This is a genomic window from Pantoea sp. SYBGC1 (genome assembly GCF_057197005.1).
The window spans coordinates 15990-40881 of record NZ_JBXUNM010000015.1 but is presented as its reverse complement, the minus strand read 5'-3'; the positions used below and the strand labels follow the sequence as shown (position 1 = coordinate 40881).

The following is a 24892-nucleotide window of genomic DNA, read 5'->3' as shown; positions in this document are numbered from 1 at the left end:
GGAGCGGGAAACGAGACTCGAACTCGCGACCCCGACCTTGGCAAGGTCGTGCTCTACCAACTGAGCTATTCCCGCATCATCATTGCGATTACCTCGGCGTAACCTTCACGCGGGGGATAAACGCTGATGCTTTACTGCTGCGCACCACACGAAATTCTTCATCGGTACGGGGTGCGCATTATACGAGAATTCGTTTTTGCCGCAAGCCTCTTATCGCAAAATTTTGCGCTTTCAGCGCGTTTGCTGCTTTAATCGACAAAATGATGCTTTACTGTGCATTTCAGACCGTTAAAGCTGTAAAAAATGCTCGCGATAGTATGCCAGCTCCGCGATCGACTCGCGAATATCATCCAGCGCCTGGTGCGTACCCGCTTTTTTAAAGCCCGGCAGGATCTGCGGTTTCCAGCGTCGCGCCAGCTCTTTCAGCGTGCTGACATCCAGATAGCGGTAATGGAAGTAGGCTTCCAGCTCTGGCATATAGTTAAACAGAAAACGGCGATCCTGACCGATGCTGTTGCCGCAAATCGGTGAAGTGTTAGCGGGCACCCACTGCTGCAGAAACGCCAGCGTGGCTTGTTCAGCCGCCCGATCGTCATACTGGCTCGTTTTGACCCGCTCCACCAGGCCACTGCCGGTATGGGTGCGCACGTTCCACTCATCCATCAGAGCCAGCTGCTCATCAGACTGATGCACCGCCAGTACCGGCCCCTCTGCGAGCACATTTAAGTTTGCGTCTGTAACGATCGTCGCGATCTCGATAATGCGATCGCGTACCGGATCGAGTCCGGTCATTTCAAGGTCGATCCAGATCAGGTTATTTTCGTTTCCAGCTGTCATCTATTTTCCATCCGTTGCCAGTGTCGTCATTCGACCGCGTTAAGGTGTATCATAGACGTTTTGCCCAGCGGGGCGAAGCCTGGCGAAAGCGTGAGAGGATGCGTGAGCAAAAATAAACTGTCGAAGGGTCAACAACGTCGCGTAAGCGCAAACCATCAGCGTCGTCTGCAGCAACGGAGTGAAAAACCGGAGCCTGATGATAGCCTGTTTGGCGATGCGTCTGAGGGCGTGGTGATCAGCCGCTTTGGCATGCACGCAGATGTCGAAGACCAGGCGGGTGAAGTGCATCGCTGTAATATCCGTCGCACTATCCGCTCGCTGGTTACCGGCGATCGCGTTGTATGGCGTGCAGCGAATGAAAATGGCGGTAAAGGTATCGTTGAAGCGGTACACGAGCGTAAAAGCGTGCTGACCCGCCCCGATTTTTATGACGGCGTAAAGCCTATCGCGGCCAATATCGATCAGATCATGATCGTATCAGCTATTCTGCCGGAGCTTTCGCTCAATATTATCGACCGCTATCTGGTCGCCAGCGAAACGCTGGGTATCGAGCCGTTACTGGTACTCAATAAGATCGATCTGCTGGATAGCGACGCACGCGCGTTTGTTGATGAGCAGATGGATATCTATCGCCATATCGGTTATCGCGTGCTGATGGTCTCCAGCTACGCACAGGATGGCCTGAAAGATCTGGAAGCGGCACTGACCGGGCGCGTCAGCATTTTTGCCGGCCAGTCAGGCGTGGGTAAATCGAGCCTGCTTAACCGGCTGCTGGGACTCGATGTTGCCGGCAGTGAGATCCTGACTAATGATGTGTCGGATGTGTCCGGACTGGGCCAGCACACCACGACCGCCTCACGTCTTTACCACTGCCCGCACGGCGGCGATGTGATCGACTCGCCCGGTGTACGTGAATTTGGCCTGTGGCACCTTGAGCCGGAACAGGTTACCCGCGGGTTTATCGAATTCCGCGAATTTCTCGGCAGCTGTAAGTTTCGCGACTGCAAGCACGATACCGATCCCGGCTGCGCAATCCGCGAAGCGGTAGAGAATGGCCTGATTAACGCGTCGCGCTTTGATAATTACCACCGTATTCTGGAGAGTATGGCGCAGGTAAAAACGCGTAAAAACTTTTCTGCCGATGAAGATTGATCGGTAAAACGACATAGTCGCTAACTCACCGGGGCGCTGCTACAATCCGCCCCCTTTTTTACGTAAACCACAGGTATTAAGCCAGGAGGCAACGGTGTTTGATCGTTTTAAACTCGGCCTGAATCATATTCTGCCTAAGAAGGCGCTGACCGAACTCGCCGGCTGGGGCGCCAGTCGCCGCGGTGGCTGGCTGACCAAAGCGGTCATTGATGCTTTCGTCTGGTTCTATAAAGTTGATATGGCGGAAGCCAGTAAGCCGCATACCGGCAGCTATCGCACGTTCAACGATTTCTTTGTCCGCCCGCTGAAAGAGGGTGCCCGCCCTGTCGATCCTGACGCCTCGCTGCTGGCGCTGCCGTGTGACGGCGCAATCAGCCAGCTGGGCCGCATCACTGGCGATCAGATTTTTCAGGCGAAAGGACACTACTATACGCTGCAGGCGCTGCTGGCAGGCAACGACGAGCTGGCAGAGAAGTTTATTGATGGGGAGTTCGTTACCACTTATCTTGCCCCGCGCGATTACCACCGGGTGCATATGCCCTGCAACGGCATTCTGCGTGAAATGATCTACGTGCCGGGCGACCTCTACTCCGTTAACCCGCTCACGGCGCGCAATATTCCTAATCTGTTCGCGCGTAATGAGCGCGTTATCTGCGTCTTTGATACCGATCACGGCCCGATGGTGCAGATTCTGGTGGGTGCCACTATTGTCGGCAGTATTGAAACTGTCTGGGCAGGAACCGTGACGCCACCGCGTGAAGGTGTGATCAAACGCTGGCGCTACCCTTCTGCCGAACATGATGGTGCGGTCGTACTGCTGAAAGGTCAGGAAATGGGCCGTTTCAAGCTGGGTTCAACCGTGATCAACCTGTTTGCTCCTGACCGGGTAAAACTGGCGGAAAGCCTGGAGGCGGAAAGTAAAACGCGTCTCGGCCAGCCGCTGGCTATTGCACTGCCGCAGTCTGGCGACAGCGCCCCGCTGACTCACTAATCAGAGACCTGCTCCCGTGCGCGCTTTCCTTGTTCTACTGCTGAGCCTTGTGCTCAGCAGCCCTCTCTGTGCCGCCTCTCTCCCCTCCACCACGCAGCTGCAGCAGGAGCTGGATGAGGCGAAATCCGCTAAAAACAGCCCTGCACAAACCGAACAGGTGCAGGCGCTGGAAGCGGCCATCAATTTTCTCTCTGAACGCAGCGACTCGCTGGAGCGGGCGAAGCAGTATCAGCAGGTGATCGACGATTTTCCCCGGCTGGCACGCGAACTGCGCCAGCAGATCGCCACGCTGAACGAGACCAGCAAACCCGTACGCAGCAACATGAGCAATGCGGAACTGGATCAGGAAATACTCCAGGTCAGCAGCCAGCTGCTGGAAGAGGGACGGCAGGCGCAGCAAGAGCAGGACCGCGCACGTGAAATCAGCGATTCGCTGGCGCAGCTGCCGCAGCAGCAGACCGATGCGCGCCGTGCTATGACGGAGAATGAGCGTCGCGCGCAGGGCGTTTCAAACAGCGCGTCGCCCCTTGCCCAGGCGCAGATGTATGCCCGTCAGGCAGAAAGCGCAGCGAGCAAAGCCCGCGTAGATGAGCTGGAGCTGGCGCAACTCTCAGCTAATAACCGTCAGGAACTGGCCCGCATGCGGGCAGAAGTGCATCAGCGGAAAGCCACGCAGCTGGATAACTATCTGCAGGCGCTGCGCAGCCAGCTGAACAATCAGCGTCAGCGCGAGGCGGAGCTGGCGCTGGAGCGTACGGAGCAGCTGGCGGAAAACAGTGGCGATCTGCCGCCCACGATTAGCGAGCAGCTGCGTATTAATCGTCAGCTCTCTGCCGATCTGAATCAGCAGGCGCAGCGTATGGATCTGGTCGCCTCCCAGCAGCGTCTGGCAACGAATCAGACGCTGCAGGTACGCCAGGCGCTGAGCACGCTGCGCGAGCAGTCGCAGTGGCTGGGCGCCTCTAATTTGCTGGGTGAAGCGCTGCGCGCGCAGGTAGCCCGTCTGCCCGATATGCCAAAAGCACAGCAGATCGATAGCGAAATGGGTGAGCTGCGGGTGCAGCGGCTGCACTATGAGTCACTGCTCGAACGTCAGCAGACATTGCGTAAAGAGAAGCAGGAAGATGGCACGCCTTATACCAGCGAGCAGAGCCGGATCCTGGACGCGCAGCTGCGCACCCAGCGTGAACTGCTTAATTCGCTGATCTCCGGCTGCGATACGCTGATTCTGGAGATCACCAAGCTCCGGGTGTCAAACACGCAGCTGCAGGATGCGCTCAGCGAAGTTAAAGAGGCGACGCACCGTTACCTCTTCTGGACGGCGGATGTCAGTCCGGTGGGCCTGAAGTACCCCCTTGAGGTAGCAAGCGCCCTCACCCGCCTGCTGTCGCTGGATACGCTGGGCCAGATGGGCAAAGCGCTGGCCATGATGTTTACCAGTCGCGAAACGGTGCTGCCGATTATGGGTGCCGTGCTGCTGGTGGGTTTCAGCATCAGCTCACGCCGCCACTACAACGCGTTTATGGCGCGCGCCGCCAGCCGCGTGGGCAAAGTGACACAGGATCGCTTCAGCCTGACGCTGCGTACGGTGTTCTGGTCCATTCTGGTGGCGCTGCCGCTGCCGGTGCTCTGGGCGGCGCTGGGTTATGGCCTGCAGCATGCGTGGCCCTATCCGTTTGCCGTGGCGATAGGGGATGGCATTACCGCCACGCTGCCGCTGCTGTGGGCGTTTATGATCAGCGCCGCCTTTGCCCGTCACGACGGCCTGTTTGTCGTGCATTTTCGCTGGCCGCAGACGCGGGTAGCGCGCGCCATGCGCTACTATTCGCTGACCGTGGGGCTGATTGTACCGCTGATCATGCTGCTGATCGCCTTTGGCAACCTGGAAGATCCGCAGTTTTCCGCGACGCTGGGCCGACTCTGTTTTGTGCTGATCTGCGGCGCACTGAGCATTGTCACGGTCAGCCTGAAGCGCGCCGGTATTCCGCTTTATCTTGATAAAGAGGGCAGCGGAGATAATTTTGTCAATCGCATCCTGTGGAACCTGATGATCGCCATTCCGCTGGTAGCTGCTTTTGCATCCTGCATTGGCTATCTGGCAACCGCCCAGGCGCTGCTGGCTCGCCTGGAAACCTCAGTCTGTATCTGGTTCTTCCTGCTGGTGATTTATCACATTATTCGCCGCTGGATGCTGATTCAGCGCCGACGCATTGCGTTCGATCGCGCCCGCCAGCGTCGTGCCGATATGCTGGCCAACCGCGCGCGCAGTGAAGAAGAAAAAGAGCAGCAGAGCGCCACCAATACTGACACCATTGAAATTGATGAGCCGGTGATTGACCTCGATGCCATCAGTGCGCAGTCGCTGCGGCTGGTGCGTTCAATCCTGACGCTGATTGCGCTGGTATCGGTGATCCTGCTCTGGTCGGAAATCCACTCCGCGTTTAGCTTCCTCGATAACATTCCGCTCTGGGATGCCAGTACCACGGTTCAGGGCGTTGAGAGCGTGCAGCCTATCACGCTGGGTGCGGTGCTCATCGCCATTCTGGTGCTGATCATCACCACGCAGCTGGTTCGCAATATGCCGGCGCTGCTGGAGCTGGCGCTGCTGCAGCATCTCAGCCTCGCGCCGGGTACCGGCTACGCCATTACGACGCTGACCAAATATGCGCTGATGCTGATGGGCGGCCTGATTGGCTTCTCTATGATTGGCGTGGAGTGGTCAAAGCTGCAGTGGCTGGTCGCTGCGCTGGGTCTTGGGCTCGGATTTGGCCTGCAGGAAATTTTTGCCAACTTTATCTCCGGCCTGATTATCCTGTTTGAAAAACCGATCCGCATCGGCGATACCGTCACCATTCGCGATCTAACCGGCAGTATCACGCGTATTAACACCCGCGCGACTACTATTACCGACTGGGACCGCAAAGAGATTATCGTGCCCAATAAAGCGTTTATTACCGAGCAGTTCGTGAACTGGTCTTTGTCAGATTCCGTTACGCGTGTGGTGCTGACGATTCCGGCGCCGGCGCGCGTAAACAGTGAAGAAGCTACCACCATACTGAAACAGGCGGCCGAGCGCTGCACCTACGTGCTGGATATGCCGCCGCCGGAAGTTTACCTGGTGGACCTGCAGCAGGGTATTCAGCTCTTTGAGCTGCGCGTGCATGCGGCAGAGATGGGCCATCGCATGCCGCTACGGCATGAGCTGCATCAGCTCATCCTGCGGGGCTTTGCGGAGCACAATATTGAGATGCCTTTCCCGCCCTTCCAGGTACGTATGGAAACGCTGGGACGCAAAACGCTTGCCGGCAATGGCACGGCGGCGACGCAGACCTTCAAATCTGGCGGACTGTAATAAAAACGCCCGGCTGAAGCCGGGCGTTTCACACTGCGTAACAGGATTTACTGCTTCACAAACTCTTCACCCTGCGCAATATCTTTTTTCAGCGTCTCCAGCATACCGTGCAGCGCCTGCTGTTCAAATTCGCTCAGCGTGCCGAGCGGGCGACGTTCGGCAATCCCGTTTTTCCCCAGCAGCAGCGGCTGAGAGAAAAAGCGCGCATACTCACCGTCGCCTTCAACATAGGCGCATTCAACTACGTTGGCCTCACCCTGCAGCGCACGGATCAGCGACAGGCCAAAGCGTGCGGCGGCCTGCCCCATTGAGAGAGTCGCCGATCCGCCACCCGCTTTGGCTTCCACCACTTCGGTGCCGGCGTTCTGAATACGCTTTGTAAGATCGGCGATCTCCTGCTCGCTGAAGCTGACGCCCGGCACCTGCGACAGCAGCGGCAGAATGGTCACGCCAGAGTGGCCGCCCACTACCGGCACCTCTACTTCTCCTGGCTGTTTACCCTTGAGCGCGGCGACAAAGGTATTGGCACGAATGACATCCAGCGTGGAGACGCCAAACAGCCGGTTTTTATCGTAAACGCCAGCTTTTTTCAGCACCTCTGCGGCGATCGCCACGGTGGTATTAACCGGATTGGTAATGACGCCAATCAGCGCTTTGGGTGCCGTGCTGGCTACCTGCGCGATCAGGTTGCGGACAATGCCCGCGTTAACGTTAAACAAATCCGCGCGATCCATGCCGGGCTTACGCGCTACCCCGGCAGAAATCAGAACCACGTCGGCTCCTTTTAACGCCGGGGTGGCATCTTCACCGCTGAAACCTTCAACCGTCACAGCGGTAGGGATATGGCTGAGATCGACCGCCACGCCAGGCGTGACCGGTGCAATATCATAGAGAGAGAGGGCGGAACCCGCGGGTAACTGCGTTTTGAGCAGCAGAGCCAGCGCCTGGCCAATACCGCCAGCGGCTCCGAGAACGGCAACTTTCATCCTGAACTCCTTATTAAGATGGGGCAAAGATATGCCAGAAATCCATCAGCTTACGAGTTTAGTCAACATCTCAGGCGATAGCGACATAGCCGTTGCGCACAGGCAGCCTGCTGCTATCCGCTTCCGATACCGCTCTGTTTCAGAAGCGCCTGAATGATCTTATCGCAGCCAGCAGAGATATACGGCTTTGATCGTCGATCTGGTTGTTACCACGTCAATAGTATAACAACTTTGCAACCTCTGCTTTGCGCGTCAGCGCGCGATTTTGGTGCGTAGCCAGTTTCTGCTAGAATGCCCGTCCCGCGCGGACGTATGGCGAAAGTCTCTGCTGACGCATTGCATAAAAATTCATCTAAATGCATAATAATTTATCAGCTGCAGGCTTGTTGCCTGCTGCGCCTCTCATTCATTGGTAGCTTATGCGTAATCCTTCAAAACAAGACGACCTTATCAAGGCATTCAAAGCCTTGCTTAAAGAAGAAAAATTCAGCTCTCAGGGCGAAATCGTGCAGGCGCTGCAGGAAGATGGCTTTGAAAATATCAATCAGTCAAAAGTCTCCCGCATGCTGACAAAGTTTGGCGCCGTGCGCACGCGCAACGCAAAAATGGAGATGGTCTACTGCCTGCCCGCTGAACTGGGTGTCCCTACCGCTACCAGCCCGCTGAAAAACCTGGTGCTGGATATCGATTACAATGAAGCGCTGGTTGTGATTCATACCAGTCCGGGCGCCGCGCAACTAATTGCCCGCCTGCTCGATTCCCTCGGCAAAGCGGAAGGAATTCTGGGTACTATCGCCGGCGATGACACCATTTTCATCACCCCGGCGCGCGCTTTTACCGTCAAGCAGCTCTATGACGCGGTACTGGTGCTGTTTGAGCAGGAGCTGTAGCACTTCTCTGCCGGCGGCCAGTCTGCCGGCACCTTCTGGCGTTCAGATACCTGATATCTTCTGTTACTCCATCCCGCCTTTATCGCTAAAGGTTATCAGGCCTGCTGATATAGGTCGGACCTTTAAGCTCTTGTCACACTCAGCCATATATTCTCCTGCCTGCAACCACTCTTTCACCCGTTTTAACTGATTTTCTCGCCAGCATGCAGCGGCATTGACCATAAACTTTGGCACGAAAAGTTAATTTGACGCAGATCACTGTTTTTGCGAAAAAAAAGAGCATGGCGGATGAAAAATAGCCGATTTTAATAACTTAACGTTATAAAAAGGTGGCATAAGGATAAAGGATAACAACGAAACATTATTAGCGAAGTATTAATTTCCTGCGTGATTAGATCTATACTTCTTTTCGTGACGCAAATCACACTAACTAAAAAGATAAAAATCACAGACGAGGAAAATACCATGAACGTTAAAGCGGCTATCGCCACCCTGAGCATTCTCTCTGCACTCTCATTTGGCGCTTCTGCAGCAGATTCTATTTCTGCCGATCAGGCAGCGAACCTGCAGTCGGCCGGCACCATCAGCGTCAGCGGCGTAGGCGGCTCGCCAATGGATATCCACCAGCAGCTGAATGCGAAAGCCGATGCGCAGGGCGCAAAAGCGTATCGTGTTATCGAGGCTTATAACGACAACACGTACCACGCTACAGCTGAACTCTATAAATAACTGTCAACCGGCGTGATATAACGCCGATGCTAATCGACGACCCGCTTACTCTGGTGTAGCTGCAGGTTGTTGATGCTAACGAGGAGATACATCATGAAAATCAAAACAACTCTTGCAACGGCTGGCCTGCTCTCTCTGTTTGCCTTTGGCGCTTCTGCGGCTCAACTGGTTACCAGTGAATCAGCACAAAATCTGCAGCCTGCTGGCAGCACCATCTCAATCAGCGGTACCGGCGGTTCACCAATGGATTATCGCGAACAGCTTTCTCAGAAGGCTGATGCGCAGGGTGCCAGCGCTTACCGCGTTATCGAAGCACGTACCGGCGACAGCTATCACGTGACCGCCGAACTCTATAAGTAATTCCTCGTCACCCCTGACGAACCCTTTGGCCCCGCTTTGCGGGGCCCTTTTTGGGTTGTATTACTGAGCGGTAAAGCGGAGCTGGCCCTCCAGCTCCTCTTCTGCCTTTTCAAATAGCAGGATCAGTGCGCTATACCGGCGTTTCTGCCCTCTCCCCAGATTAACGAAGACAATTTCCAGCGGCAGCGGAAGCTGTTTACCGCTCATCACCCGCCAGAGATCGTCCGGATCGCGAATAGCGGCCTCGTTCAGCATAAAACGCTCGCCAAACTGACTATAGAAGTGGGCCTGATCGACAATTTCATCAAAATCGAAACGCTCGGTTCGCATGCTGTATCCTCCTGCTAAGAGAGACCGCCCAGATGCAGCGCTTTGACTTCCAGGTACTCTTCAATACCCAGCACTGAGCCTTCACGTCCCAGACCTGATTCTTTGATCCCGCCAAACGGCGCCACCTCAGTAGAGACCGCGCACTCATTGATACCGATCATCCCCGCTTCCAGCGCGGCAGCGACGCGGAACACCCGCTGCAGATTCTGCGTATAGAAGTAGGCAGCCAGACCAAATTCGGTATCATTCGCCCGCTCGATTACCTCCTCTTCGCTGCTGAAGCGGAAGCAGGCCGCAACCGGACCAAATGTCTCCTCCTGCGCCAGCATCATGCTCTCCTGCGCTTCGGCAATGACCGTGGGCTGCCAGAAATTGCCTCCCAGCGCATGCCGTTCGCCACCGGTGACGATTCGGCCACCTTTACGCACCGCATCCTGCACATGCTCTTCAACTTTTTCCAGCGCGGAGGCAGCGATCAGCGGCCCGACGATCGCGCCTTCGTCCATACCGTTACCGACTTTGAGCTGCTTCACCGCTTCTGCCAGCTGCGTAACAAAGCGATCGTAAATCTGCTCATGGATATAAAAACGATTCACGCTCACGCAGACCTGACCAGCGTTGCGGAATTTATTGGCAATCGCACCCTGTACCGCCGCGTCGATATCCGCATCTTCAAAGACGATATATGGCGCGTTGCCGCCCAGTTCCATGGAGACCTTTTTCATCGTCTCAGCCGCATTGCGCATCAGCGTTTTACCCACGGCAGTGGAACCGGTAAACGAGATTTTGCGCACCGCGCGTGAGGCCATAATAGCGTCGCTGATCGCCTGGGTATCGCCCGCAACGGCATTGAGGACGCCGTCCGGCACGCCAGCCTGCTGCGCCAGGGCTATCAGGGCAAATGCGCTGAGCGGTGTATTATTTGCCGGTTTGATAATTCCGGTGCAGCCTGCGGCCAGCGCCGGCCCAAGCTTACGGGTCAGCATCGCCATCGGGAAATTCCAGGGGGTGATCGCCGCGACCACGCCAACCGGTTCACGCGTGGCCAGAATACGCGAGCCGGGTTTAGCGGGCGGAATAATCTCGCCGTTGGCGCGCTTTGCCTCTTCTGCAAACCACTGAATAAAGCTCGCGGCATACTCTACTTCGCCTTCCGCCTCTTTGACCGGCTTACCCTGCTCGGCGGTCATCAGCTCTGCAAGCCAGCGTTTGTTCTCCACGATCAGCTGATACCAGCGCATCAGGATCCCGGATCGCTCTTTGGCCGTTTTATCCCGCCAGCCGGGAAAAGCGCGCTGCGCGGCAGCGATCGCCTGTTCGGTTTCCGCTTTACCCGCTTTGGCAACGCGGGCAATGACCTCGCCGGTTGCCGGATTGGTTACGTCAAACGTCGCGGAGGCCGCATGCCATTGACCCGCAGCGAAGAAGCCGGTTTTGAAGAGTTCATGTTGCTGCAAAGAAGCGGACATCAGTATTCTCCTGTCAGTATGCATCCGTCAGGAAAGTATAGATGGCAACGCGCAGCCGATTGGTGTCAGCGTGGCATAAACCCGCCGCCGCGCACGGCGGCAGGCTTAAATCTGGATAAGGGTGTTCTGATATTTGTCCAGCATCTGCGTCAGGCGGGCGACCGGCTCCGTGACGCTGGCAGGGGCACTATAATGCGCCAGCTTCTCCTGATAGCCAGCCAGCTCCTGCAACAGCATTTTGAACGCGTCGCGTCGCTTATCATCGCTGCTGGCTGAGATAACCCGGTCCGCGGTGTGCCGCAGCTGCCGGTGATAAGCGGAGAGCTCCGCATTGACCGGCACTTCTGCATTACGCAGCCGCTGATGACCAATGATCAGCGTCAGGGCTATACGGTATTTGTCGATATCGCCCGGAAACAGGTTGAGCAGCAGAAAAAGTTGCTGATAAAGCGCCGGCAGATGATTTTCCCGGCGCCGGGCCTGATTGGTCGTCAGCGCTGCAACAGCAGCATACACCAGGCGATTCAGCAGTTTGCGGCCGGTACGCGCTTTGGATTTATCGCGAATCAGCAAAATCACCATCATGGCGACAAAGCTGCCGATCCACTGCCCCAGCGCATTATCCAGAAACACGTTAAATTCAAACTTCATCGGGTTATCCAGTACCAGCACATTGATTGTGCCAATCAGCGCGCCCAGCGTGCCAATCTGCCGCCGCTGCACAAAGATACCGCCGACAAAGCCGAGCAGGCCGATGGCGATGCAGAGCAGCAGCGCACTCTGCTGCGTGGCAGGCAGAACCCAGGTGAAGTAGAACAATCCAAGCGGCACGGCGACCGCCATACCGTAAAAGAAATCTTTGGCCATCATCAGCGGATTGGGCATGCGCATCGCCAGTGCGGTGATCACCCCCAGCATAACCATGCAGCCGCTGCCGGAGGTCCAGCCGGTATAGAGCCAGAACAGGGCCCCCAGCGCGGTGGCGACAAAGGTGCGAATACCGTTGATCATCGCATGGTGAGTTTCAGCCGAGCGGGCCTGAACGATAATCTCCCGCTGCAGGATGTTCTCTTCAAGGGCGCTGATACGGCTGTTGCATTTAATCCCTTTGATCAGCAGCAGATATTCAGTCGCTGCTCCGGTCCAGCTCGCCAGCGTGACCGGAACCGTTTTGCTGCTGTCGCTGATAACGCGCCGCAGCACTTTCATGCGCTTATGTACCTCACCGGCGCTGTTTGCCTCTTTCTCCAGCAGCAGCCGGAACTGCGGCGGAATATAGTCGGGCCGGGAGTTCTGGATAAGGAACGTTTCAGCGGCCTGCGTAATCAACGTCAGCGACAGCGTATTAAGCATCTTTAGCCGGCGACTGCTGTTCTGCCAGCGAGATGACTCCATCATTAGCTGGCTGCGCATGCCGTTCAGGGCGGTGGTGCGGCGCACCAGCGCGCTCCAGGCTTTGTCCACCTCATCTTTATCTTCATGCGCAACGCAGAGCTGCAGCAGTTTGTAGTGCGCCACCAGCAGCGCATCCACTTCAGCATCTATGACTTTTTTAATGGAGCGCGGTGAAAACAGCATATCTGCCAGAATCGCACAGAGGATCCCGATCACAATTTCGCTGCAGCGTTCAACGGCAAACTGGGGAGCCAGCGTCAGCCCGCCGGTTGCGTCAGCGGTGACGACGATAATCAGCGCCGTGTAACCTGCCAGCCCAAGCGCATAGGAGTTTTCAACTTTGATCAGCGAAGAGAGCCAGACGCAGAAACCGGCCCACATGCAGCACAGCAGCAGCATCACGACCGGCGCACGCACGGTGGTGATCATGATAGTCAGCGCGGCGATACAGCCGATAAAGGTGCCGATAATGCGCAATACGCCGCGATAGCGCAGCGCGCCGGAGTAGGGATCGCCGCCAGCCGCAAAGGCGGTACCGCCAGCGACAATACCGGCCGTCATCACCGCCCAGCGCGGCGTTTCCAGATGAAAGTGAAAGCCAATCATCAGCGCGGCCACCAGCGCAAACGTCAGCTTGATCGGGAAACGCAAAAACTCAATCATTACGCCCCCGCTTAACCAAACTCACGCAGGCGATTGAAGAATTGCGCCAGCGGCGAGACGTTGGTCTGCCGATCCTGCTCACCGGTGATCACTACGGTCGCGGTTGTGCCTGCCGGGAAGCGGTTGCCAGGCTGGGCATCCAGTCGGATACGCACCGGCACGCGCTGCGCCAGGCGCACCCACTCCAGATTAGAGTCCACCGTTGCCATACCTTTATTATCAATGCTGCTGCTGCTGTTGGTCACCCCGGCAGCCACGCTATCCACCGTGCCGCGTAACACGGTATTGCTGCCCAGCGGCGTGACTTCAGCGCGAAAGCCCGGACGCACGCCGCTGAGTTTGGTCTCTTCCATATAAGCCAGCACGTAGAAAGAGTGCTGCTGTACCAGCGCGACCGCTACGGAGCCGCGCGTAATGAATTCACCCTCATAGACATTGAGGTTGGTCACCCAGCCATCAGAAGGGGCTTTGATCGTGGTACGGTCGAGATCGATAACCGCCAGATCGCGGGTAGCGATCGATTTCGCCAGCTGATGTTCACTGGTCTGCAGATCGCTGTTGGCCTGTTCAATCGCCTCACGCGACATCGCGCTGGTCCCGAGCTGATTACGCCGTCCCGCCTCGCGGCGTTTTTCACTCACCAGCGCCTGATAGTAGTCCACGTCTGCCTGCGCCTGCGCCAGCGCTTTCTGATAGCGCGGCCGGTCGACGATAAACAGCGTATCGCCCTTTTTCACCAGCTGGTTGTCATGCACCGGCACGTCGGTGATGAGACCGGTGACATCAGGTGCGATAGCCACCACATCCGCAGAGAATTTAGCATCGCGTGTCCACGGGGATTCGGTGTAGAACACCCAGGCGCGGAAGACAATCACGACGGCGATGATAACCAGCAGGAGCGTAATCGCGTAACGCGCGATTTTTCTTATGAGCGCTTTCACTTAAAACCTCAGATGAATAGACGGGATACAAGATAAAACACACAGCAATACAGGGCCGTGTTAAACAGGGCCGGATGCCAGACCAGATCGTAGATCCCGCTTGGCGTCAGCACACGTTTCACCAGCCAGAACAGCGCCAGCGAAACCAGTAGTTCAATGAAGATGGGCGGGAAAGATAGCCCGAATACGACAAATACCGGAAGCACACTCATTTCGGTTCCTTAGTTCGACCTTGCCGGGATCGCACCGCTTTTGCCCCCACGCTGTGCCGCACCGGAAATGGTTAAGCAGGCAGCAGAAAAATGGCAGTAACCTTCAGGCCGCCCTGCGCTAATCATAGCGTATCATCAGCCTGTCTGGTCCGTAACGGGATGCAGTGCATAAACCCAGCGCGCGTATAATAACGTGCCTGACTATATGTTTTCTACAAATCGTGACATAAATCACTTTTTAATCTGAATAAATAATCGCACGACTTAGCGCGATATCTGTTTTTGCCAAAGTGGCTGAACCGGAGGGCATTTATAGCTGACGCAGCCACAAAAAAGGCTGCCCGCAGGCAGCCTTTATAGTGACAGAGGTTCAGCACCTCAGGCGGTGCCGCCTACGGTGATTTTGTCCAGCTTCAGCGTCGGCTGACCTACGCCAACCGGGACGCTCTGCCCCTCTTTACCGCATACGCCGACGCCTTTATCCAGCGCCAGATCGTTACCGACCATTGAGATTTGCTGCATCGCCTCAATGCCGGAGCCAATCAGCGTAGCGCCTTTGACCGGCCGGGTAACTTTACCCTTCTCAATCAGATACGCCTCTGAGGTAGAGAAGACAAATTTGCCCGAGGTGATATCGACCTGGCCACCGCCGAAGTTAGGCGCATAGAGGCCATATTCCACGCTTTCGATGATCTCCTGCGGCGTGGACTTGCCCGCCAGCATGTAGGTGTTGGTCATGCGCGGCATCGGCAGATGCGCATATGATTCGCGCCGGCCATTACCGGTTGGCGGCACACCCATCAGGCGCGCATTCAGCTTGTCCTGGATATAGCCTTTCAGCACGCCATTTTCGATCAGCATATTGTACTGACCCGGAACGCCCTCATCATCCACCGCCAGCGAGCCGCGCAGCCCCTCCAGCGTGCCATCATCCACCACGGTGCAGAGTTCCGAAGCAACCAGCTGACCCATCTTACCGCTGAATACCGACGTTTCACGACGGTTGAAGTCACCCTCAAGGCCATGTCCTACCGCTTCGTGCAGCAGCACACCCGGCCAGCCGGCACCCAGCACGACCGGCAGTGCGCCAGCAGGCGCTGCAACTGCAGAGAGGTTAACCAGCGCCATACGCACCGCTTCACGCGCCCAGGCGTCAGCCCGGACGTCACCACTCTCATCAGCGAGGAAAAACTCATAGCCGGTACGCGCGCCGCCGCCGCTTGAGCCGCGCTCGCGCTTGCCCTGATCTTCCACCTGCACGCTGATTGACAGACGCACCAGCGGACGAATATCCGCCGCCAGCGTCCCATCCGTTGCCGCAACCAGCACCTGCTCATAAACGCCGCTCAGGCTGGCATTAACCTCCTGTACGCGCGGGTCGGCCGCGCGCGCTACGCGGTCCACGCGATGCAGCAGGGCGATTTTATCTTCACGCGTCAGGCTGTCGAGCGGGTTAACCGGCGCATAGAGCGAACGTTGCATCACTGCCTGCAGCGTATGTGCGGTGCCATTGCCCTGCTCGCGTACAATACTGCGCGCGGCTTCTGAAGACTGCCGCAGCGCGTTCAGGGTGATCTGGTCTGCATAAGCGAAGCCGGTTTTTTCACCGCTTACGGCACGTACGCCAACGCCCTGATCGATATGGTAGGAGCCATCTTTAATAATTTTATCTTCCAGCACCCAGGACTCATGGAAGCTGGACTGAAAATAGAGATCGGCATAATCCAGACGACGTTCTGAAAGCTGCCCTAACAGGGAATGGAGGTCCTGCTGATTAATGCTGTTCGCAGCTAGTAACTGCTCACTTACCAGATTCAGAGTCATCGTTTCTCACTCATTATGTGCTCAGATAGTCATAGCCTGCGGCAATTCCCCGACGGCGTCAAATTCACTTGCTGCCGGCGTCGCGCGCTTTGCGCAGCACTTCACTGATTTCCGGTTTATCCAGCGGGCCGCTGATGTGGTAGCGCAGCAGGGAAATCTTGTTCCAGAGCGGTCCCAGTACCTTGCTGGCGGCAAAAACGGCGGCGCCAACCACCGGATTGATTGCAAGCGCCGTTGCCACACCGACCGACGCGGAGATCTCCGGCGCCACGACCGCTTCCATATCAATCTTTCGCTGTACCAGATCGATCCGGCCCTGCATCGCAATATCCGCCTCCAGCCCATCTACCAGCAGGTTATCGGTGCGCATGACGCCGTTTTCGATCCAGGCAGTGCCGTTGATTGAATCAAAATAGAAGCCATCGCTGAAAGTGTCGCTGAAATCCAGACGCAGCTTGCGCAGCAGCGCATCAAAACTTACCAGGCGCAGTAGCTGTCCTGCCCGTCCGGTGTTGACATCGGCGATCTCTCCTTTGCCAAAGTGCGTTTTCAGCGTGCCGCTCAGCGTCGCCTCAGCAGGCTGCCAGGGCGCAGCGCGCCAGTGCAGGTCGTAATCCACGTTAAACGGCGCATCGCGCAGCGGCGTGTTCATACCGAACCAGTTGGTGGCGTCGTTGATGTTGCTGCCGCTGAGGCGTCCCTTCAGCGAGGTGCGCGGATTGCCCGGTGAATTAACCCATTCGCCATTGATGCTGAGCCGGGCGCTGCCGCTGTCCACAATTCCGTTAGTGAGTGCTAACGTCTCTCCGCGCGGCGTCAGCGTCGCAGCCATCCGTCCGAACTTCTGTCCGCGCAGCCAGCACTCATCGCAGTTAAGCTGCAGTGCAGGCCACTGACTGAAATCGATTCCGCTGTCGCCGCTGAACGGTGATGACGCCTGCCTGCTGCCGGTCTCTTTCCATTGCGGGTTGTAATAAAGGTAGTTCAGATTAATGCGCCATGGTGCACGCTGCGCTGTCGTCAGCGTGCCGCGCGCTTCACGACTCTCCAGCTTCAGCTGCGCATCACCGCCCGAGCCCTGCAGCAGAGTGGCGCTGAGATCGTGCCACTGCTGCCCGCCCAGCGTCAGGGCTGGCGTATGCAGCGTGACATCGCCCGGTAAGCCGACTCCGCCCACCTGCGTGGCGCCCTCTCCGCTGCCGCCCGCTCCGGCCAGTACACTGAGCCAGGCTTCCCCATCCAGCGGCGGCAGGTTTAATACCATACCGCGCTGCGCCGGGAGCGCAGGCGTTGCCGTGGTCTGGTTCTGCCAGATGCCGCGTTCGACGCGCAGCTGCGGCTCCAGCAGCCAGCGGCTGTTAAAGCGGTGCATCTCGCCCACGCTGCCGCTGAGCATAAAGCCGTTCAGATCGCCCTTAGCCTTAACCGTCACCGGCAGCGCCTCACCGGCAGGCTTTGTCAGCGGCGCAGGTAAGTGACTGCTTACTGCTTTGCCATCGCCCCTGAGATCGACGCTGTAGGTCGCGCCTCCGCTATGCGGCAGCCTGATATCCACATCGCCCTGCCAGGCGAGTGACCCGCCGAGCTGACGCGCTACCGCCGCTGGCATCACGCTAAGACGCGCCGGCTGCCAGTCGCCCAGCAGGTGGACGTTAACGCCAAAATCCTGCGGATTCTCCTGCGTGCTGAAGGTCACGCCCAGCGGCTGACCAAACCAGTTCGCCTGCATCTCTTCGCTTTCAAGGTTGCCGTTGTTATAGCGGAAACGCCCTGTCAGCTGCGTCAGCGTGCTCTTCAGCGGTTTAATATGCAGCGTGTTGTTATTCATCACCACGTTGCCGCTGGCGTGTACCTGTTCGCCATCCAGCGGGATCTCCAGGTTGAGCGTACTTTTTACGTTGCCCCCAACCTGCAGCTGCTGCAGCGCAGCGCCGAGCGACGATTTCAGCGGCGTCTCATTAAAGTAGGCGCCGATATCCTCTCCCTGCCCGCTCAGTTCGCCGGCGATCAGCAGTTTTTCTTTAAGATAATCCGGAATAACAGCCGTGACGTTACGCGCCCCGACTTTGCCCAGGCGCGCGTGATCAGCGCGCATCCACAGGCCGTCATTCACAAAATCGAGATCGATATCCAGATCCTGCAGAGCTGGCCAGCCCGGCTGAAAGCGAAACGCGGCATTACGCAGCGGCACCTGAACTTCAAACATGCCGTCGTTATGCTTAAACGGGAACAGGCGCGGATCGCCGGCGAACAGCAGCGTGGCGTTATCCGTCTCCCCGCCTTTTATCGCTTCGCTCAGGTAGCGCGTCAGGTTATGCCCCATCAGCGGTTCCGGCAGATAGCGCCACGCATCGCCCGCATCGGTTACGCGAATGCCGGCCAGAATATCGAGCCGTGGTGCAGTGTCACTGTTTTGCTGATAGCGGAAATCACCGCGCGCCCACAGCGACCGCGCCTGCACATCCAGCTGGTGTCCGGCCAGCGTCAGGCCATGACGGTCACGCAGCCAGCTCAGCTGGCCACTCAGCTGATGAATATCCAGCGGCGCCTGGAACATATCACCATAAGGCACTTCAGCCTGTCCCATGCGGAGATCAACCTGACCATTGCTGACGCTGCCGCTGGCGCGCCCGCTGAGATTGCTGATGCCTGGCAGCAGCTTCCAGTTATGCCACGCCAGATCGCGCCACGTCGCCTGCAGTCGCGTCTGCTCCGGCTGTGCCAGAGGAATATCCAGTGCCAGCGTATCGATATAACCGCGCGGCTGCAGTGCACGCCAGGTATCCAGCAGCGTCGGCGAGAGCGGGCCAATCAGCGGCACCAGCGGCGCAAACCGCTGCAGGTCCAGCCGGGTAGCACGCACGCGGATCTCCGCTGCCGCTTTATCCTGAGGTTGCCACAGCAGCGCAATCCGGCCGGGTGCCCAGGCCACGCCATCGGTGCTGAGCCGGGTCTGCGGTATGTTCAGGCTCCAGCCGTCGCGGAAGCGCGCCAGGTGTGCGGTCAGTCCGTCAATCTGCAGCTGATGGTCGTGCTGCTCGCCGCGCCAGCGCGCCCCACCCTGTTTAATCAGCACATCGCCCGCATAGAGTTCGCCATCGCGCAGGCTGGCCCACGCCGCCAGGCTGATACGCGCGCTCTCCAGACTGGTGTTATCACGCAGCCAGCGGCCAATCCAGGGACGCACATCCACATCGTCTGCCTGCATCCAGATGCGACCGTCGTTCAGCAGGCCACGGGTATCCTTTAAATCCAGCCTGACCTGCACAACGCCATGCTGGCCGGTAAAGCTGCTGAGACTGACCTCGCCTTCCGCGCGATGCCGGCTGGCTTCATTCAGCCAGGTGAGGCGCGGTATCGCCAGCTCGGCATGCTGGCCTGAAGGCGTCAGAAAGCGGATAGTGCTGTCGCGCAAATCGAAGTGATCAAACTGGCGCAGGAAGAGGTCGTTGATCTGAGCAGGCTTGATGCTGGTGGTATCGCTGTCGCGGGTAAACAGCGGCCGCTCCGTCGCCAGACGCAGCTGCCAGAAGGTGAGATCGCGGAACTGCCAGCGCCAGTGCAGCAGCGACTGCCAGACATCCAGCGCAAGAGTGACGCGGCCAATGTGCAGTTCGCCATCCTGTTTCATATCAATACGCAGATCGCGTACCTGCAGCGTCGGGCCAAAATTCTGCCACGTTCCCTGCAGTTCACTGGCGTCTGCGGTGACGCCGCTGATGCGTGAAACCGTCTGCAGAATGTCGCTGCGATAGCTGTTGAGATGCGGCATCACCAGACGCAGCCCGCTCACCAGCAGCGCCACAATGACAATCACTGTGGCGATCAGCAGTAACAAAATCCCTGGCAACCGCCTCACACATCTCTCCTTGCTGGTCACTGGATAATAACGTCTGGCCGCAGGCCTTACATCATGACGACGTCAAACTGCTCCTGAGTATAGAGCGGTTCAACCTGAACTTTGACCTGTTTGCCGACAAAGATTTCGACTTCGGCCAGCGCATGCGACTCATCCGTTTTCAGCGCTTCGCCTACCGCCGGCGAGACGTAAACCAGAAAGCGGTCGGAGTCATAGGCGTGATGCACGCGTACGATCTCACGCATGATTTCATAGCAGACGGTCTCTACGGTTTTCAGCGAGCCGCGTCCTTTACATACCGGGCAGTCGGCACAGAGCACATGCTCAATGCTTTCACGCGTTCTTTTACGGGTCATCTCCACCAGGCCCAGCGCTGAAAAGCCATGGATCCCGGTTTTAACCCGATCTTTACTCAGCGCACTCTCCAGCGAATGCAGCACGCGACGGCGGTGGTCGTCATTACTCATGTCGATAAAATCGATAATGATAATGCCGCCGAGGTTACGTAACCGCAGCTGACGGGCAATGGCCTGCGTCGCTTCGATATTCGTATTAAATATAGTTTCATCAAGGTTACGGTGGCCAACAAACGCCCCGGTGTTGATATCTACCGTGGTCATCGCCTCCGTCTGATCGATAATCAGGTAGCCACCTGATTTAAGCTCGACCTTGCGCTCCAGCGACCGCTGAATTTCATTTTCTACATCATAGAGATCGAAAATAGGCTGCTTGCCGCTGTAATGCTCCAGCTTGCCCGCCATTTCGGGAATATATTCGCTGGTAAACTCCACCAGCAGATCGCAGGTCAGACGCGAATCGACGCGAATGCGATCCAGCGCGGCACCGGCAAAATCGCGCAGCACGCGCTGTGCCAGCGCCAGTTCGCCATAGAGCAGGCAGCGCGTCTGGTTACGCTTTTTGCGCTCGCTGACTTTGGTCCACAGGCGTTTGAGAAACGCCGCATCCTGCGCCAGCTCTTCTGCGCCGATGCCTTCCGCAGCGGTACGAATAATAAAACCGCCCAGATCGTCACAGTAGGCAGCTACGACCGCTTTCAGCCGCTCGCGCTCCGCCTCACTTTCAATACGCTGTGAAACCCCCACGTGTGATGCGCCGGGCATAAAGACCAGATAGCGGGATGGCAGCGTGATATCGGTGGTCAGGCGTGCGCCCTTGGTGCCGAGCGGATCTTTCACTACCTGCACCATCAGGTCCTGCCCCTGGCGTACCAGCTCGGCGATGTCGCGCACAACAAAATTTTTCTTTTCATCGCCGGCAACACACTCGGTGTGCGGCATGATGTCGGAAGCGTGCAGAAAGGCGGCTTTATCCATGCCAATATCGACAAAGGCGGCCTGCATACCCGGCAGCACGCGGCTGACCCGGCCTTTGTAGATGTTGCCAACAATGCCGCGCCGCGCTTCGCGTTCGATATGAATTTCCTGCAAAATGCCGCCATCAATATAGGCAACGCGCGTTTCCGAAGGTGTCACATTTACCAGCAGTTCAGCCGTCATTCTCTCCCCTTAATGCACGCAGCGACTGAAAATGGCTCAGCAGCTCTGTGGTTTCCACCAGCGGTAGTCCCACTACGGCGTAGTAGCTGCCATTAATCGTGCGCACGAAATTGCCGCCCAGGCCCTGAATGCCATAGGCGCCCGCCTTATCCATCGGTTCGCCGCTGGCTATATAGTGCGCGATTTCATCAGCGGTCACGTTGCGGAAGGTCACATCGGTAAGCACCAGGCAATCCAGCAGCGTCTCGCTGTCAGCCAGCGCTATCGCGGTCATCACCTGATGCGTCTGTCCGGAGAGCCTTGCCAGCATCTCTGCGGCGTGTTCCGCATCACGCGGTTTTTCCAGTACGTCACCATTCAGCACCACAATCGTGTCCGCGCCCAGCACCGGCAGATCCCGGGGCGCCATAGCGACACCGGCGCGGGCTTTATCCGCCGCCAGACGGCGAACGTAATGTTCAGCCGCTTCGTCAGGCTGACGCTGCTCTTCGGTATGGGTTAACAGACGCTCAAACTGCAGCCCAAGCTGCGTAAGCAGCTCGCGCCGACGGGGCGAGCCGGAAGCCAGATACAGGGTAATCATTGTGTTCCTTACTGAACGGCAAACTGCCGGCGGATCTTTCTCATCAATAAGAATAGCCAGGGCCAGAGAATGCCGTCGACCACGCTACTCCAGAAAATTTCCGGCCGGAATGAGACATCTATGACCAGGAATTCAGCCCAGAAAACAATGACATCTACTGCCAGTGAAAGAACCATAACCATTAACGCCTGCTGCCACAATGCAAGGTTGCGGAACAGCTGGAATTTAAAGGCGACCAGGTAGGCGATGATACTGAAAGCCAGCGCGCGTACGCCCAGCGTGGAGCCGGCAATCAGATCCATAACGGCACCGAGAAAAAACCCGGTGCCGACGTTGACCCGATGCGGCAGCGCCAGCACCCAGTAGATCAGAATAAGCAGCAGCCACGACGGTCGGAACATATAGAACTGCTCCGGCCACGGCATGATTTGCAGAATTAATGCCAGCAGAAAAGAGAGCCAGATTACCCACCGTCCCTGACTGCGATATCGGCTCAAGGCTGGCCCCCACGCGTGTTCGCCGGCGTGCTCTGTGAACTTCCGCTGGCCGCAGAGGATGGCGGTCCTATCTGCTGACTCTGCTGCATCCCCGCGGGCGCCGGCGGCCCCATTTCGCCCGCCGGTGGCAGCACCTGAGGCATCATCTGCATCAGACGCTCGTTCGCTACGCGATGTACCTCATCCGGTGCCATCGGCATATCGCCATTTTTATCTGCTCCCCACAGCAGCAGCAGATAGCGCAGACGCTGCAGCCCGGCAGTCGGACGCGCCTGAATGACCGTATAGGCGCGCTGGGTATCCACCTTGACTGACGACACGACGCCGACCGGATAACCTTCCGGGAACCGGCCGCCGAGGCCGGATGTCACCAGCACGTCGCCGACGCGAATATCTGTATTGCCTGGCAGATGCTCCAGCTGCAGATCTTCGCTGCAGCCGTTACCGGCAGCAATAACGCGAATATCGTTACGCAGCACCTGAATTGGCAGCGCGTGAGAGGCGTCGCAAATCAGCAGCACGCGACTGGTCAGCTGACCAACGGCCACCACCTGCCCGACGACGCCTTTATCGCTGATCACCGGCTGACCTTCGTAAACGCCGTTTACGCTGCCCTTGTCGATCACTACCTGATCGGTATAGGGATCGGTACCGGTTGAGATCACCTGCGTCACCATCTTGTGCTCATCCTGACGCAGCGGCGATCCAAGCAGCTCGCGCAGGCGGGCGTTTTCCTGCTTATATTGCCCCAGCATCAGCAGATCGCTGTTTTTCAGGAAAAGCTCGCGGCGCAGCGCTTTGTTTTCCAGCTCCAGCTGCTGACGGGATGCCAGCGTATCCGACACGCCGTCAAGCAGCTGTCGCGGGCCGTTGGCCAGAAAATAAAATGGGCTGACTGACGTGTCCAGATAGTTGCGGATCCGGGAGAAAGTACTTACGCGGCTGTCGGCGATGATAATCGCAATTGCCACGATAACGGCCAGAAAGAGACGCAACTGCAGGGAAGGCCCCCTGCTAAAAATCGGCTTCATAAATTCTGCGAATTCCTCGACATCAGGGAAGAAGCACCAGTCCGCAGACCCGCGCCTCCAGGGCTGGACGCATTATGCCGTCATACGCAGCCGCGCCATTTACCCATGCCTGAACCGCCGCTGCATGATGCATCGCTGCGTGCGGTTCAGTTTATGATGAGTATTGTCGCGATTCCCTGCGCAATATGATCATGGTCGCAGCCAGTGAGGAATTACTCCTCGCTGAACAGATCGCCACCATGCATGTCGATCATCTCCAGCGCTTTACCGCCGCCACGCGCTACGCAGGTCAGCGGATCTTCCGCTACCACGACCGGAATACCTGTCTCTTCCATCAGCAGGCGATCCAGATTACGCAGTAGTGCACCACCGCCGGTCAGCACCATGCCGCGCTCTGAAATATCAGAAGCGAGCTCTGGCGGACACTGCTCCAGCGCAACCATAACCGCGCTGACGATGCCGGTCAGCGGCTCCTGCAGTGCTTCAAGAATTTCATTTGAGTTCAGCGTAAAGCCACGCGGCACGCCTTCTGCAAGGTTACGGCCACGCACTTCGATTTCGCGCACTTCGTCACCCGGATAGGCTGAGCCGATTTCGTGTTTGATACGTTCTGCGGTGGCTTCACCAATCAGTGAACCGTAATTGCGGCGCACGTAGTTAATGATAGCTTCATCAAAGCGATCGCCACCGATGCGTACAGAAGAGGAGTAGACCACGCCGTTCAGGGAGATCACGGCGACTTCAGTCGTACCGCCACCGATATCCACGACCATTGAACCGGTTGCTTCAGAGACCGGGAGGCCAGCACCGATAGCCGCAGCCATCGGCTCTTCAATCAGAAATACTTCGCGTGCTCCTGCGCCCTGCGCAGATTCACGGATAGCGCGACGCTCAACCTGGGTCGCGCCGACCGGTACACACACCAGTACGCGCGGGCTCGGGCGCATAAAGCTGTTACTGTGTACCTGCTTAATAAAGTGCTGGAGCATTTTTTCAGTCACGAAGAAGTCGGCAATCACGCCATCTTTCATCGGACGAATAGCGGCAATGTTGCCCGGCGTACGGCCAAGCATCTGCTTTGCGTCATGACCAACAGCCGCTACGCTCTTTGGGGAGCCGGCGCGATCCTGACGGATAGCAACCACTGAAGGCTCGTTCAGCACGATGCCCTGTCCTTTTACATAAATCAGGGTATTCGCAGTACCCAGGTCAATGGACAAGTCATTGGAAAACATGCCGCGAAATTTTTTAAACATACTAAGGGATAATCCTGC

At 57.4% G+C, this 24892-nt stretch carries 20 protein-coding genes and 1 tRNA gene; 6 read left to right on the top strand and 15 right to left on the bottom strand.

What is annotated here, in order from left to right; all coding sequences use genetic code 11:
- Positions 1-2: 2 nt before the first annotated feature.
- A tRNA-Gly gene (locus AC2CF9_RS17550) sits at positions 3-75 on the bottom strand.
- Positions 76-288: 213 nt separating this feature from the next.
- Entirely contained in the window at positions 289-837 is a 549-nt protein-coding gene (orn, locus tag AC2CF9_RS17545) for an oligoribonuclease (RefSeq protein ID WP_484557567.1), read from the bottom strand.
- Between the two features lie 102 nt (positions 838-939).
- On the opposite strand from orn, the gene rsgA reads away from it, so the two are divergent.
- The 3 genes from rsgA (at position 940) to mscM (ending at position 6332) form a co-directional block, all read left to right on the top strand.
- On the top strand, positions 940-1989 hold the full coding sequence (rsgA, locus tag AC2CF9_RS17540) for a small ribosomal subunit biogenesis GTPase RsgA (RefSeq protein WP_150018703.1): 1050 nt from the start codon (positions 940-942) through the stop codon (positions 1987-1989).
- Positions 1990-2083: 94 nt separating this feature from the next.
- Entirely contained in the window at positions 2084-2980 is an 897-nt protein-coding gene (gene asd / locus AC2CF9_RS17535) for an archaetidylserine decarboxylase (protein ID WP_065648082.1), read from the top strand.
- Positions 2981-2996: 16 nt separating this feature from the next.
- Positions 2997-6332, top strand: coding sequence for a miniconductance mechanosensitive channel MscM (mscM, locus tag AC2CF9_RS17530; RefSeq protein WP_484557566.1), 3336 nt, complete (start codon positions 2997-2999; stop codon positions 6330-6332).
- A 47-nt stretch (positions 6333-6379) separates the two neighbouring features.
- Here the strand turns inward: mscM and mdh are convergent, their stop codons facing one another.
- The gene (mdh, locus tag AC2CF9_RS17525) at positions 6380-7318 is read right to left on the bottom strand and encodes a malate dehydrogenase (protein WP_094111851.1); all 939 of its coding nucleotides are present in this window, start codon (positions 7316-7318) and stop codon (positions 6380-6382) included.
- 419 nt (positions 7319-7737) lie between these two features.
- Between mdh and argR the strand changes: the two genes are divergently transcribed.
- The 3 genes from argR to yhcN (AC2CF9_RS17510) all read left to right on the top strand — a co-directional run bounded on the left by argR (position 7738) and on the right by yhcN (AC2CF9_RS17510) (position 9297).
- Complete coding sequence (gene argR, locus AC2CF9_RS17520) at positions 7738-8208, top strand: transcriptional regulator ArgR (RefSeq protein WP_039380667.1); 471 nt, start codon at positions 7738-7740, stop codon at positions 8206-8208.
- Between the two features lie 465 nt (positions 8209-8673).
- Positions 8674-8937, top strand: a complete 264-nt coding sequence (gene yhcN, locus AC2CF9_RS17515; protein WP_039380669.1) for a peroxide/acid stress response protein YhcN — start codon at positions 8674-8676, stop codon at positions 8935-8937.
- A 93-nt stretch (positions 8938-9030) separates the two neighbouring features.
- Positions 9031-9297 (top strand): peroxide/acid stress response protein YhcN, encoded by a 267-nt coding sequence (yhcN, locus tag AC2CF9_RS17510; RefSeq protein WP_039380672.1) that lies wholly within the window; start codon positions 9031-9033, stop codon positions 9295-9297.
- Between the two features lie 60 nt (positions 9298-9357).
- Here the strand turns inward: yhcN (AC2CF9_RS17510) and AC2CF9_RS17505 are convergent, their stop codons facing one another.
- The 12 genes from AC2CF9_RS17505 to mreB all read right to left on the bottom strand — a co-directional run bounded on the left by AC2CF9_RS17505 (position 9358) and on the right by mreB (position 24874).
- Entirely contained in the window at positions 9358-9627 is a 270-nt protein-coding gene (locus tag AC2CF9_RS17505; protein WP_150018706.1) for a barstar family protein, read from the bottom strand.
- Positions 9628-9641: 14 nt separating this feature from the next.
- Positions 9642-11096, bottom strand: coding sequence for an NAD-dependent succinate-semialdehyde dehydrogenase (locus AC2CF9_RS17500; RefSeq protein WP_484557565.1), 1455 nt, complete (start codon positions 11094-11096; stop codon positions 9642-9644).
- A 105-nt stretch (positions 11097-11201) separates the two neighbouring features.
- Positions 11202-13154 carry a p-hydroxybenzoic acid efflux pump subunit AaeB gene (gene aaeB / locus AC2CF9_RS17495; protein ID WP_484557564.1) on the bottom strand — a complete coding sequence of 651 codons (1953 nt, stop codon included), beginning with the start codon at positions 13152-13154 and terminating at the stop codon, positions 11202-11204.
- Positions 13155-13165: 11 nt separating this feature from the next.
- Entirely contained in the window at positions 13166-14095 is a 930-nt protein-coding gene (aaeA, locus tag AC2CF9_RS17490) for a p-hydroxybenzoic acid efflux pump subunit AaeA (protein ID WP_094111846.1), read from the bottom strand.
- A gap of 8 nt (positions 14096-14103) precedes the next feature.
- Positions 14104-14307, bottom strand: coding sequence for a p-hydroxybenzoic acid efflux pump operon protein AaeX (gene aaeX / locus AC2CF9_RS17485; RefSeq protein ID WP_065648072.1), 204 nt, complete (start codon positions 14305-14307; stop codon positions 14104-14106).
- A gap of 378 nt (positions 14308-14685) precedes the next feature.
- Positions 14686-16131, bottom strand: coding sequence for a metalloprotease TldD (gene tldD, locus AC2CF9_RS17480; protein WP_039380688.1), 1446 nt, complete (start codon positions 16129-16131; stop codon positions 14686-14688).
- A 64-nt stretch (positions 16132-16195) separates the two neighbouring features.
- The gene (gene yhdP / locus AC2CF9_RS17475; protein WP_484557563.1) at positions 16196-19990 is read right to left on the bottom strand and encodes an AsmA2 domain-containing protein YhdP; all 3795 of its coding nucleotides are present in this window, start codon (positions 19988-19990) and stop codon (positions 16196-16198) included.
- A 47-nt stretch (positions 19991-20037) separates the two neighbouring features.
- A complete protein-coding gene (rng, locus tag AC2CF9_RS17470; protein ID WP_039380693.1) occupies positions 20038-21507 on the bottom strand; it encodes a ribonuclease G in 1470 nt (489 codons plus the stop codon).
- Positions 21497-22090, bottom strand: coding sequence for a Maf family protein (locus AC2CF9_RS17465; RefSeq protein WP_150018710.1), 594 nt, complete (start codon positions 22088-22090; stop codon positions 21497-21499). The genes rng and AC2CF9_RS17465 overlap by 11 nt, the downstream gene beginning before the upstream one ends.
- Before the next feature lie 8 nt (positions 22091-22098).
- Complete coding sequence (gene mreD / locus AC2CF9_RS17460; RefSeq protein WP_039380697.1) at positions 22099-22587, bottom strand: rod shape-determining protein MreD; 489 nt, start codon at positions 22585-22587, stop codon at positions 22099-22101.
- Positions 22584-23618 carry a rod shape-determining protein MreC gene (gene mreC, locus AC2CF9_RS17455; protein ID WP_145340016.1) on the bottom strand — a complete coding sequence of 345 codons (1035 nt, stop codon included), beginning with the start codon at positions 23616-23618 and terminating at the stop codon, positions 22584-22586. The genes mreD and mreC overlap by 4 nt, the downstream gene beginning before the upstream one ends.
- A gap of 212 nt (positions 23619-23830) precedes the next feature.
- The gene (gene mreB / locus AC2CF9_RS17450; protein ID WP_003855260.1) at positions 23831-24874 is read right to left on the bottom strand and encodes a rod shape-determining protein MreB; all 1044 of its coding nucleotides are present in this window, start codon (positions 24872-24874) and stop codon (positions 23831-23833) included.
- Positions 24875-24892: the final 18 nt, after the last annotated feature.